Raw genomic sequence first — 12,985 nt, 5'->3', positions numbered from 1 at the left:
AGAAAATTCACAGCATGGTGCCGATGCTGATTATCACGCTGATAAACACAGTCAGAATGAGCAGCAAGGGCCAGATAAAGGCGATCCAGCGATCGTAGGAGACCCGGCCGATGGCGAGACCGCCAACCACAACCGCGAAGGTGGGATTGATCAGGTTTACCAGACCGTTGGCAGACTGGTAGGCGGTAACCACCAGATCCCGCCCCACATTCGCGAAGTCCGCCAGCGGTGCCAGAATTGGCATGGACAGGACGGCTAGCCCCGAGGACGAAGGCACAAAGAAGCTCATGCCTACCTCGATCCAGAACATGAGGTTGATAAAAGCCAGCTCCGGCAGACCACCCAGCGAGGTTTCCGCGCTGTGCAGAATGGTGTCGGCGATCATGCCCTGCTCCATGATCACCACGATGCCACGGGCAAGGCCGACCACCAGGGCGACACCTAGAAGATCCCGGGCGCCATCCACAAAGCTGCCGGTCAGTTTCTTTTCGCCCAGGCGGGCAATAAGGCCAATCACAATCGCGGCGCCGAAGAACAGGGCCCCCATTCGTGCCATCCACCAACCCTGGGAGGACACGCCCCAGATCATCACCGCAAAGGTCAGCCCGAAGATAATCAGGGAAATGATCTGAATGGTGGTGAGGCTTGCGCTGTGAATCTCTTCATCATGCCCCTGCAGGAACAGCTTACGGTGGGCTGCCCACTGCTTTGACACCACCGAACGTGACGGGTCTGCCTTGACCCGGTGGGCATACCGCATGACATAGGCAATGCAGATCAGCAGGCCACCGATCAGCAGAATGAAACGCAGCACGATGCCGTCGGTAAACGGTATGCCGGCTGCATTGGCGGCGATCACGGTGGCGAAGGGATTGATGGTGGAGCCAAGCACGCCAACCCCGGCACCGACCAGGATAATGGCAACACCGGTCACTGCGTCGTAGCCGGCCGCGAGTATGACGGGAACCAGAATCGCGTAGAAGGCCAGGGTTTCCTCGGCCATCCCGTAGGTGGTGCCACCCAGGGCAAACAGGGTCATCAGGATAGGAATCATCCAGATTTCATGGCCTTCCAGGTGTCGCATGGCGCTGCGAATGCCGGTATCTATGGCACCGGTTGCATTCATCACCCCGAGAAAGCCCCCGAGAAACAGCACGAACAGGGCAACATCAATGGCGTTGGCCGCGTAACTGTCGGGATCGTAGAACCCGGCAGTCGGTGCCAGCATGACATCAACAAAGCCCTGGGGGTTGGGGTCCACCGTTTGGTAGGTGCCAGGCACAGCAACCTCTCGCCCGACCTCTTCATTCATCGCCCGTTCATATTGCCCTGCCGGGATAATCCAGGTCAGAGCAGCGACCAGGGCAATCAGACAGAACAGAATGGTGTAAGCTGTGGGGAATCGCGAAGCAAGATCGTTTTCGGCATTTTCGGGCGGCGTTTCGTCTTCAGTCACGATGCGGTCTCCTGTCCTTAATCGCATTGTGCAGACAGCTCCTTTCCGGGAACCTCGGGGAGGGGCTGAACACATCCTCACGTGGCTGCGCGCCACTGGTTCAGATCTGCATGGCAACAGCATAGTTCATCAAGTCATATCTGAAGTTGAGGTAGAGCAAATTTTTAACAGACCCCGAAAAGCCCCGGTGGCCCAGCTGGCAACCGTGAACACCGACAACAATCTGGCAAAAAACTGACACCCATCAATTCCCTTCGACCAACAACCAATAGTTTTCCAGCGCCGTTCCGGCATCCTATCCTGCCCTATTGGACCCTGATTGGAGAATCCAGACACAGCCAGCCCCATACCCCGACCCGTTGCCTAAACTATGGACGTTGAATGTTTGCTCAACTGCTACACTTACAAAAGTGTCTCAAAGGCAAGGGAGTTCGTAACATTTACCAGCCCAGAAACCGGAATCCGCTCTTATGGCCAGACGCCCGACTGCGATCAATCCGCCCTCAGACATCGACCCCGGTCGGCTCGCCCTGATTGCCTCGGTAACGCCCAACTTTCTGGTCATGCTGGACAACGCGGGGCGTATCGAGTGGGTCAATCCCAGCTTTGAAAAGCACACGGGTTACCGCCTTCATGAGGTTAAGGGGCGCTTCCCGGGAGACGTGTTGTACGGGCCCGGCACGAACCCGGAGACCGCGAAACGCATCAGCCAGAAGCTCCAGCAGGCGGAAGTTATTGAAGAGGATATCCTCCACTACACCAAGGCCGGCTCGCCCTACTGGGTGCATACCTATTGTGTTCCGATCAGTGCCGATCAGGACGTTGGCCAGGGCTTTATCGCTATCCACAACAACATTTCAGACCGCAAACACAGTGAACGCAGCCTGCGTATTGCCGCCAGCGTTTTTGACCACAGCCACGAAGCCATTCTGATTACCGATCAGTCGAACCAGATTCTGGATGTGAATCCCGCGTTTTCCCGGATCACGGGCTACAGCCGCAACGAGGTTCTGGGGCTCAACCCCGCCATTCTCAGTTCCGGGCGCCATTCGGCGGGCTACTACCAGTCCATGTGGCGATCCATCGAGCAAACCGGCCACTGGTGTGGTGAAATCTGGAATCGCCGGAAAAACGGCGAAGAATACATTGAGCTGCTCGCCATCAGCCGCGTACACCTGGACGAACCCGCCCAGCACTACCATGTTGCGGCGTTTTCAGATATCACCGCAATCAAGAACCACGCCAGGGAACTGGAGCGGGCGGCCAACTACGATGACCTGACCGGCTTGCCGAATCGCCAGCTGCTTGAGGCGCGGCTGCGCACCGCCCGGGATCACGCTGACCGGCAAGGCCGCAGCCTGTCGGTCTGCTATCTCGACCTGGACGGGTTCAAGGCCATCAACGACCGCCTGGGACTAGCAGCCGGCGACCAGACGCTGCGAACCCTTTCCGAGCGACTGACCCGGGCATTGCGCAGTGGCGACACCGTGGCCAGGATCGGCGGCGACGAATTTGTTCTGCTGCTGCAGGGCGACGACAACCACGACGCGGTCTATCAGCGCATTCTTGCCACCGTTGGCAAGCCCGTTCCGGTGGGCGACCAGAGCGTTGCCCTGACAGCAAGCCTGGGCATTGCCCGCTACCCGGAAGACGAGGCAGACGCCGAAGGTCTGATCCGCCACGCCGACCAGGCCATGTATTCAGCAAAAGAAAAGGGCCGTAACCAGTATCACTTCTTCGACCCCGGCCTGGATGAGCATCGCCGGAACCGTCGCAACCAGCTGATGGAAATCAGCCGGGCGCTCGAAAATGAGGAATTCGAGCTCTTTTTCCAGCCCCAGGTCCAGGTTACCGACTGCCAGTTGCTTGGCTTCGAGGCGCTGATCCGCTGGAACCACCCGGAAAAGGGCCTGGTTTCTCCGGGTGAGTTTCTGCCCGTTATGGAAAACAGCCACCTGGAGGCTCCCCTGGGCCAGTGGGTGCTGAAAGAGGCCATTTACCGGATGAACGTCTGGAGGGAAGCCGGCGAGAACCTCGCCGTCAGTATCAACATCAGCGCACCACACCTGATGGACAGAAGCTTTATCGACTATCTGAAAAGCTACCTTCACAGCCACCCTGATCTCGATCCGGCGCAGATTACCCTGGAAGTACTGGAAACAACGGCCCTTGAGGATACCAAACGAGCCAGCAATGTCCTCACTCGGTGCCGGAAACTCGGCCTGCAGGTGGCCCTGGATGACTTCGGCACGGGATTTTCATCGCTCACCTACCTGCGCACGCTGCCGGTGGACATCATCAAGATTGACCAGAGTTTCGTGCGGAACATGCTCGAGGATGCCAGCGACCGCGCCATTGTGGAGAGCGTGATCTTCCTGGCCCAGCGGTTTGCCCACCCGGTACTCGCTGAAGGGGTGGAAACCGCGGAACACGCCCGGGCGCTGCGGCAGATGGGCTGTAACTTTGTTCAGGGTTATGGTATCGCCCGCCCGATGCCCGCAGGGGAGGTTCTGGACTGGGCACGCCAGTGGCAGGAACGGGTGGCGTCTGGCAAACACGGGGATGCGTTCAATCCGGTTCTGGCTTCCGGCGAAGGCCTCTGAGCCGGGATGGGCTTATCGGTAACGCCTCTGATCGAGTGTTGTCAGCCGGTCCGGGTGAAACACCATCAGCCCGGTCACCAGGGTGCCATTCACAAAGCCCTCCGGAATCATGAACAGAGGCAGATAGCGCAGGTATTCATGCACCAGCTCATCAAAGGTATAGACGCCGCTGGTCCATAGCATCAGGCACATGACGGTGCCGGCAGCGGCCACCGAAATGCCCGCGCCGAAAAAGCCGCAGAAAAAGATGTAGGCGAAAAAATTCCGGAAATCCCGCCGACGCTCCCAGAGCATGATCCAGTGACTGACAAGTGCCGGCGCCATCACCGTAACCAGGCCGTTGGCGGCAAACATCAGCAACGGCTCGCGGCCGGTAATCACGGTAATCACCAGGGCCAGCAGCCCCGAAAGAACCGCCAGAGCCCAACCCAGCATCAACGTTAAAGCTGTGATACCGAAAATATGGATGGCCAGGCCCGGAGAAATCCCCGCCCGCAACTGCCAGACAAACCCCAGCACCACGGCTGCCCCGAAAAACGAATGCTGGAGTGCGCTATCCTTTCGGAACGCCTGCCAGTCAATCGAACGCACTGCCCGGACCAGAATGACCAGGAAAAGCAGAAGGGTGGTGATCCACTGGCTGGTCGATAGCAGGTTTTCAGTCATGCCCATAGCGAAAATACCGCAGAAACCAGGTCGGGAATGACATCATAACGGCCGGCCCCACCCCCGGCGCAAGCGGATCCTGATTAATCAGGCGACCTGTTTTTCGAGCTTGCCAGGGTCGGTCAGGCGCTGCCAGGCTTCGTAGGTGCTCAAATACACCTCGCCGCCCAGGTGGGAAAGCAGTTCCGTACCCTTCAGCCTGTCCATCACCGGCCCTTTCACCTCGGAAAGATGCAACCGGACCCCGGCATCCTTCAGGCGCTCGTTGATAGTTTCAAGGCTTTCCAGCGCAGAGGCATCCACCAGGTTGACCGCCGGACACACCAGCACCAGGTCTTTCAGTTCCGGTTCCCGGGTCAACAGATCCATCACGGTTTCCTCGAGGAAACGGGCGTTGGCGAAGTAGAGGCTTTCATCCACTCTCAGGAAGGTGACCTTGGGGCACAGCTCCACGTCGTGGCGGAGCACATTGCGGAAGTGCTCAGTGCCGGGCACCCGGCCAACCACCGCGCTGTGAGGACGGCTGGTACGATACAGGAACAGCCCGATGGACAAGGCCACACCCGCGATGAGGCCCGCCTCCACACTGTGCACCAGTGTCAGCACGATAGTGGCGAGCATGGCACCGAAATCCGTCCGGGAATAACGCCAGGTGCGGCCCAGGGCCGGAAAGTCGATCAGGGTGGCGACGGCAACAATGATGGTTGCCGCCAGAGTCGCCTGGGGCAGATACGCAATCGCCGGCGTCAGGAACAGCGTTGCCAGGGCAATGCCCACCGCCGCATAGGCGCCCGCGGCCGGCGTTTCGGCACCGGCATCAAAGTTGACCACCGAGCGGGAGAAACCGCCGGTTACCGGCATACCGCCGGAAAAGCCGGCGCCCAGGTTGGCGGTACCCAGGCCAATCAGTTCCTGGTCCGGATCGATTCGCTGGCGCCGCTTGGCGGCCAGAGTCTGGCCGACGGATACCGATTCCACGAAACCGACCACGCTGATCAGCAGGGCGCTAACCGCCAGTTGCTGCCACAGCCCCATATCCAGACTGGGCAAAGCCAGCTCCGGCAATCCCCGGGGAACATCGCCCACCAGGCGCACACCCCGGGCATCAAGCTGGAACTGCCAGGCCACCAGGGTGGTGGCCAGAACCGCCAGAATGGGAGCGGTTTTGGTCAGGATATCCGCCCTTCCCGGCGCCAGCCCCACAGCCATCAGAAGCGGCTTCAGGCGCTTGCGTGCCAGCACCAGAAACAGCAGCGCGCCGATGCCAACGGCCAGGGTCGCCGGATTGGTATCGCCGATCGACCGGATCAGGGACTGGCCAATCGCCAACAGGTTGTGGCCGGAGGCCTGAATCCCGAAAATATGCTTGAGCTGGCTGGCCGCAATGACAATACCGGAGGCGGTAATAAAGCCGGAAATGACCGGGTGACTGAGGAAATTGGCGAGGAAGCCAAGCCTGAAAATACCCATTAGGGTCAGCATCAGGCCTGACATGACCGCCAGCAGAATCGCTCCGGAAACGTATTCCGGAGTACCCGCTTCCGCCAGCGGCGCCAGCGCGGCCGCGGTCATCAGGGAAGCCACCGCCACCGGTCCTACGGACAAGGTGCGGCTGGTACCGAACACGGCATAGATCACCAGCGGCAGGATACTGGCGTACAGCCCCACCTGGGCGGGCAGGCCTGCCAGCAAGGCGTAAGCCAGGGACTGGGGAATCAGCATCACGGTCACGATAACCGCGGCCACCAGATCACTGGTGGCCTGATTGCGCCTGTACTGTGGCGCCCAGTCAAGAATGGGCAGATAGCGTTTAAGATTCATCGTGAATCTCAGAACAGGTTAACTGGCACTTTCAGGTAAACCTGCCCATTGTCTTCGGCAGGCGGCATGTGCCCTGCCCGCATATTGACCTGCACCGACGGCAGAATCAGCTGCGGCATATCCAGTGTCGCGTCCCGTTCGGTCCGCATCTTCACAAACTCTTCCTCGGAAACACCCTCATGAACATGAATGTTCGCTTTACGTTGTTCAGCCACAGTGGTCATGTGCTGGTATTCATCACGCCCCGGCGCCTTGTAATCGTGACAGAGGAAGATGCGGGTTTCCGCCGGCAGGGCCAGCACCTTCTGGATGGACCGGTACAGGGTGCGGGCATCTCCCCCGGGAAAATCACAGCGGGCAGTGCCGTAATCCGGCATGAACAGGGTATCGCCGACAAAGGCGGCGTCGCCGATGACATAGGTCAGGCAGGCAGGTGTATGACCAGGCGTATGCAATACCCGCCCTTCAAGGCCGCCAATGGCAAAGGTGTCCCCTTCGCGGAAAAGCTGGTCAAACTGGCTGCCGTCGCGCAGGAATTCAGTACCGGCGTTGAACGCCTTGCCGAAAATCTCCTGAACGTCACGGATGTGCGCGCCAATGCCGGTTTTACCACCCAGCTTCTCGTGCAGGTAGGGCGCGGCAGACAAGTGGTCTGCGTGCACGTGGGTTTCCAGAACCCACTCAACGTTCAGGTCGTTACTGCGAATATACTCAATGATCTGGTCGGCAGACCGAACGTCGGTGGTACCGGCGGCATAATCAAAATCCAGGACAGAATCGAGAATGGCGCAGGCCTGGCTTTCCGGGTCCCGCACTACATAACTGAAGGTGTTGGTGGGTTCATCAAAAAAATGCTGAACGGTCGGGTTGCTCATGACTGTCACCTCTATCGGAGTTGATATCTAGAGATTTAATTCTAAAGATATACTATCTAGTAATATGAGGTGAAATGATCTCTCCTTATATGCGCAATGTCCCTGATGCATCGACAAGGCAGCCCCTGCCCGACTGCTTGGCAAGATACAGCCGGTCATCTGCCCGGGCAATGAGGGCATCCGGGCTCGCCGGGATCTCGGCCAGCTCTTCAATACCAGCCACACCGGCGCTGACCGTGACGGGAACGATCTGGTCATCAAACACAAACGTCTCGTCATACACCGCTTCCAGAATCCGGAGAACGAGCTGACGCACATCGTTGACTTCAACAGCGTTGAAGACAACGATGAACTCCTCCCCTCCAAAGCGGGCCACAACATCCATGGACCGGGTCTGCTGGTTCAGGATCTCGGCAAACCGCTGGAGGATATAGTCTCCCCCCAGATGTCCGACGGAATCGTTTATCCGCTTGAAATGGTCAATATCGAACATTGCCAGGGCAAACCCCTCACCACGCCGGTTACTCCGGCTCAGCATCTCGTTCAACCTTGGCATCAGGTAGCGACGGTTGTGCAGGCCGGTAAGAGGGTCCCGGATTGACTGATTCAGCAACTCCTCTTCCAGGCGGTGACGTTCCAGCGCCCCCGACAGCAGCCCGGAAACGATGATAAGCAGATCAGCCTGATCCTGGCGCCATTCACGACGCCGTAATGAGTCCACGCCAAAGAAACCGGTGACCCGGCCACGGACCCGGATGGGCATACAGAACATGGAAGAAACACCCTGCGCCTGAAGCAGTGCACGTTCCGGCGCGGCTTCGTGCGGAAGACTGTCTACATCTTCAATGAAAACCGCCCGATTGCCGGCCACCATGCCGTCGATTTTTTCCTGCCACCAGTAAAAGTCCTCAATCGAAACCTCCTGCTGGGAGTCGATCAGCGCCTGAACGCCATCACGACACCATTCATGGGTGTTGGTCATGAGCGCATAGTTGTCTGAGAACCGGTACAAGTAAGCCCGGTCTACGTCGAAGAATTCACCGATCGACCTGAGCAGTTCGTCAATGCACTCATCAATGGTGCCAAAACCAAGGTTGATAAACTCGGTGGACAGACGGGCAATCAGTTTCTGAAAGCCCGCCTGGAAGGAAAACTCGGACTCGCTTTCCCGGAGGCTACGCTCCAGGTTTTTGTAATGCTGAATGTTGTGAAACTGACCGTACCAGACAGTACTGCCGTCAGGCTGGCGTTCCGGTGCCGAATACGCCTCGAACCATTCGTATTCCCCATGACTGAGCCTCAGGCGGGCGCAATAACACCAGGGCTCCAGTTTGAGTGCCGATTCCTGAATGCTTGCCATGACGGCGGAGGCGTCGTCCGGATGAATCACAGAGAACACGGCATCGGCGTTTTCATTGAGTACCGAAGGATCGATACCAAAAAGCGTCTGCACCTGATTGCTGACAAAAGGGTAGTGGTGGGACTGTCCGTCAGCACTCAGCCAGTAGGTAAAGAGCACACCAGGAACGCCCGAAGCCAGCTTCTGAAAAAACCGGGCAGACATGGGGAATTTCTGCCCGTTATTGGACCTGGTTGCCATGGACAATACGTCTCCCTGACAGAGGCTTTGCCCCTTCTCATAAAAGAGTGTAGTTCACCATGACAGGGGCAGCGAACCCATGGGAGTCTGATACCGTCCGGATTAATGGCCAGTGCTCTCTGCAGGTAGTTCCGGGCTTTGTCGTCGTCACCGAATCCCAGTGGCCAACCGGGTACCCGATAGTAGAGACTGCCGAGGGAGGAGCACCCAGGCCATCATCAGAACCATCCACTTCATGACAATACCCCTGAATTGAGAAAACGCCGGATGATCGGCAGTTGCTTGAGCATGGCTTTATCGACGAGGCGCGGGAGCACTCCGTTGATGACCACGAACAGTTTCTCCGGCCAGCCAAGGAACCGGCGGCGGTCATCATTCACCATGGCTTCCAGAATCTGGGATGCCACCGCCTCCGGTGTGTCGACGCTGTTGCCGAGGGCCCGGTTAAGCTCATTCACTTCTTCCGGATTCATTTCCGTGGCGGTGGCCCGGGGCGCCACGTAAACCACCTGAACGGCGGTATCCGCCAATTCCCGGCGCAGTGCCTCGGTGAAACCGCGAAGGCCGAATTTTGTGGCGCAGTAGGCGGTATAGCCGGGGAAACCGATGCTGCCGAAGGTGGACCCCACAAACACCAGAGCACCGCTCCCGGACTTCTCGAATCTGGGTGCAAAATGCCTGGCCACCAGCATGGCAGAGCGAAGGTTCACGGTGAGCTGGGTGTCCAGTTCACCAACGGCCATGGCCGGGAGCCCGGCGAAGCGATTCTGGCCGGCACAGTGGATCACCCCGTCAATATCCGGATAGGCTTCACTCAAGCGCAGCAACTGCTGGTCGAGATCGGCGGCAGCCAGATCCAGGTGCACCACGGACACCCCTTCCCGGTGTCCGATCTTTTCCGGATGCCGGGAAGCAACAATCACTCTCGCTCCGGCGCGCACCAGCGGATCCACCAGCGCCTTGCCAATACCACCGGTGCCACCGAGCAGGAGGAATACCCGGTCATGCAGCCTCATGATTCTGCCCCTTTCGGCTGGCCGGCAGCGGTATACTGTGCAACATGTCGCCATAGAGCCTGTACACCACCCGGGCGGCATCAATAATGGCCTGCTGGTCGTCCGGGGCTGTGACGTCATTCATCAGGTTGCGGAAAAACTCAAAGTGTTCCTGGTCCAGGGCACCATGGGAATACAGGTAGCTGAATGCCTCATCAGCAAGGCCCAAAAGCTTCTGGATCTGCTCACCCAGTGGTGTCGCCAGTTCGATGGAAGTGCCTTCAAGCACCTGAACCATCCCGAAGAACACCGCAGGGTTGCCCCGGTTAATCTGGTCGTACAGATACGAAACCATGAGCTCGATGGACAGGTCCGGCTTGCCGTTGCGAACCTGTTCCTTGTCGGCACCGCAGGCTTCCAGATCATTCAGGATCCACTCGTGGTGGCCATATTCCTCGTCGATGTATTCAACCAGCGCCTTGCGGACGAACTCCATCCGTTCGGGCAATCGGGCACCGCAGGCCATCATCAGAGGGACCGTGTGCTTGACGTGGTGGTAGGCCTGGGTCAGAAACCAGGTGTAGGCCTCAAGACTGAAACGCCCCTCGGCAATCGCCTTGACCACAGGCGCGCCGGTGACGTGCACCCGGGCCCCTGCTGTTTCCTGCTGCAATCTGTCAAAAAATGCCATGTGAGATTCTCCTGGCGTGTTGGATGAGGCTGAACAAGCAACCGTTACGTTCATGAAAATCTGAAAACTGTCGGAAATCAGCGTCGGCAGGTCGGCCTGGATTCTGTGGCGTACCGGCCTGCCGTTTGTGGTTAGATGGCCGCTAGCCTGTGTCAGGAGCTGCCGGCGAATGTAGAGTGCTTCCAGCCGGGCATAGTCCGGCAAGCCGGCATTGAGCGCAGTCAGCGCTGAACGCAACTGCTCCGGCGAGCGGCCATCCCGGATAACCACCAGCGCGCCCGGGTTCGGATCGCCGTCTCCAAATACCACCGCCTGCTGGGCACCGAGGGCCTGGATCAGTTCGCTCTCCAGCCATTCGGGGCTGATGTTGCGGCCGAAACTGGTAATCAGAAGATTCTTGGCACGGCCATTCACCATCAGAAATCCGTCAGGACTGAGGCGCCCCAGATCCCCGGTATCCAGCCACTCGTCACCTTCGGGTTCATCGCCCAGATAGCCCAGGTGGGTATTGCCACGGACCAGAATGTGGTGGTCCGAATCCACCATCACTTCAACGTGGGGAAGCGGCTTGCCAACGGTGCCTTCGCATTCATCACCGGGTACGTTGAGGGCAACCACAGAACTGCATTCCGACAGGCCATAGCCCTCGTAGAGGGGCAGTCCGACGGCACGGCCACGGGCCAGCAACTCCGGAGACACCCGGCCACCGCCAACGGCGAGAAACCGGAACCACCGGTTGTCCAGCTGTCCCTGTTCGGCGGCCGCCACCAGCGCCATGGCCAGCTCCGGCACCAGAATCAGTGACTGCGGCTTGCTCTGGTTGATGCCCGCCACCAGCCGACCAAGGTCCAGACCGCTGCTGCCGGTCATCCCCAGGCTCAGCAGGGGTTCCACGGTGACGGTGGCGCCCATCAGCAGGGGCAGGTACACACCCGCAATATTCTCCAGCAGCGTGGCCAGTGGCAGGATGCACAGGTGCTGTTGCAGCTGTACGCCTGCCAGTCGGTCTTTCAGGGCCAGCGTGGTTGACGTCATCTGTGCTGAGGACAGGCACACACCTTTGGGCGTGCCAGTGCTGCCGGAGGTGAACGTAATCTTGGCGGTGGTTTCCGGCATCCAGGCCCCGGCTGCGGTCACCGGCAGGTGCTGGAGCCAGACACCATGGCCCAGATGCTCACTGCCGGTACCCTGCTCACCGGACAGCAGGCAGTCGAGGCCCGCCCGTTCGATCAGGTGCGACGCCTGGAATTTCGAGAAAAAAACCGGCACCGGGACGCACACGACCTCTGCCAGCAGGCAGGCAAGATCGGCCAGAATCCAGGCCAGGGAATTGTCCCCGCACAGGCCAACACGGTTTACTCCCAACAGCCGCAACTGATCGGCCAGAGCTTCGGCCGCCTGCATCATCTGGCTATAACTGATTGCCGAATCCAGCCCCTGCAGGGCAGTGCGTGAGGGGTGAGCCAGTGCCTGGCGCTGGAGCAATTCAGGCAAGGCGGCCATAAGCACCCTCCTGAGCCGCGCCTCCGGCATCAATGACCGGAGCAACCGACTGAGTTACCCGTAAAAGGCCCGCCTGGCGAAGGGCGGCAAGCCCGTCCGAGACCCTGATAGCCATCACCACCGGGTGGTGATCGTAGTACCGGCCCCAACCGGCGCCGCCGCCCGGAAGCCGGGCAGGGTCCGCATCACCCAGAACCTGCGTGGCGATCCCCAGGCGATGGAAGCTATTGCGGAGCTGGTCAGTGCCGGTGCACACCACCCAGTCGTAACCGGCGCCATCCAGCCAGACCGACAGAGAGGCAAACAGAAAACGGCTGACACCGGCCTCGACACCGGCCAGGTGGGCAATCTCGGCGATCCTGTGGCGCTCGATACCCGGAACCGGCATCATCGTTTCCACCGGAACCGACAGATAATCCTCCAGAAACAGCTTCTCCAGCGCCGCATTGCGCACACCCACTGCCGCCAGCAAGGTTCCCTGAGCCGTCGTCAGGGCCAGAAGAGCCGGCAGGCGTAGACAAGGTTCGGCGCCATAAGCATGAAGAAAGCGGCGGCGTATAAAACCCGCGACTGTCTCAGCCATCGGGGTATCCGGGCGGATTTCGTTAAACCAGCGACCGGCACAACGGATGACAGGCACCACGTCCCCGGAATCCGGTGGGCAACAGGTCGACATTGTCAGCGGGTCTGTCATGGGTATTCTCCGGTCACACGGCCTTGTGGCCCCTTCCATCACGACCGCCAGATTAGAAAGGCAGCCTTAAACGGGCCTTAA

At 59.3% G+C, this 12,985-nt stretch carries 9 protein-coding genes; 1 reads left to right on the top strand and 8 read right to left on the bottom strand.

Annotated elements, in window-relative coordinates; translation table 11 throughout:
• Positions 1-7: 7 nt before the first annotated feature.
• Complete coding sequence (locus NLK58_RS14760; RefSeq protein WP_341581169.1) at positions 8-1,456, bottom strand: YfcC family protein; 1,449 nt, start codon at positions 1,454-1,456, stop codon at positions 8-10.
• A gap of 470 nt (positions 1,457-1,926) precedes the next feature.
• Here NLK58_RS14760 and NLK58_RS14755 point away from each other — a divergent pair, with 470 nt between their 5' ends.
• A complete protein-coding gene (locus tag NLK58_RS14755) occupies positions 1,927-4,059 on the top strand; it encodes an EAL domain-containing protein (protein WP_341581168.1) in 2,133 nt (710 codons plus the stop codon).
• A gap of 12 nt (positions 4,060-4,071) precedes the next feature.
• On the opposite strand, the gene NLK58_RS14750 is transcribed toward NLK58_RS14755, so the two are convergent.
• The 7 genes from NLK58_RS14750 to NLK58_RS14720 form a co-directional block, all read right to left on the bottom strand.
• Entirely contained in the window at positions 4,072-4,731 is a 660-nt protein-coding gene (locus NLK58_RS14750) for an energy-coupling factor ABC transporter permease (RefSeq protein ID WP_117619181.1), read from the bottom strand.
• An 81-nt stretch (positions 4,732-4,812) separates the two neighbouring features.
• Positions 4,813-6,546, bottom strand: a complete 1,734-nt coding sequence (locus tag NLK58_RS14745; protein ID WP_117619180.1) for a SulP family inorganic anion transporter — start codon at positions 6,544-6,546, stop codon at positions 4,813-4,815.
• A gap of 8 nt (positions 6,547-6,554) precedes the next feature.
• A complete protein-coding gene (locus tag NLK58_RS14740) occupies positions 6,555-7,421 on the bottom strand; it encodes an MBL fold metallo-hydrolase (protein WP_341581167.1) in 867 nt (288 codons plus the stop codon).
• 85 nt (positions 7,422-7,506) lie between these two features.
• Complete coding sequence (locus tag NLK58_RS14735) at positions 7,507-9,021, bottom strand: sensor domain-containing diguanylate cyclase (RefSeq protein ID WP_117619178.1); 1,515 nt, start codon at positions 9,019-9,021, stop codon at positions 7,507-7,509.
• Positions 9,022-9,254: 233 nt separating this feature from the next.
• Positions 9,255-10,037, bottom strand: coding sequence for an SDR family oxidoreductase (locus tag NLK58_RS14730; protein WP_117619177.1), 783 nt, complete (start codon positions 10,035-10,037; stop codon positions 9,255-9,257).
• Complete coding sequence (locus NLK58_RS14725) at positions 10,024-12,210, bottom strand: AMP-binding protein (RefSeq protein ID WP_341581166.1); 2,187 nt, start codon at positions 12,208-12,210, stop codon at positions 10,024-10,026. Before NLK58_RS14725 ends, NLK58_RS14730 begins: the two co-directional genes overlap by 14 nt.
• Positions 12,194-12,904 carry a thermostable hemolysin gene (locus NLK58_RS14720; RefSeq protein WP_341581165.1) on the bottom strand — a complete coding sequence of 237 codons (711 nt, stop codon included), beginning with the start codon at positions 12,902-12,904 and terminating at the stop codon, positions 12,194-12,196. The genes NLK58_RS14725 and NLK58_RS14720 overlap by 17 nt, the downstream gene beginning before the upstream one ends.
• Positions 12,905-12,985: the final 81 nt, after the last annotated feature.

Origin of the sequence: Marinobacter metalliresistant (assembly GCF_038098645.1) — a bacterium.
Taxonomy (GTDB): domain Bacteria; phylum Pseudomonadota; class Gammaproteobacteria; order Pseudomonadales; family Oleiphilaceae; genus Marinobacter; species Marinobacter metalliresistant.
Note: the sequence above shows the minus strand (reverse complement) of the source record. Positions and strands in the feature narration are given on the sequence as shown.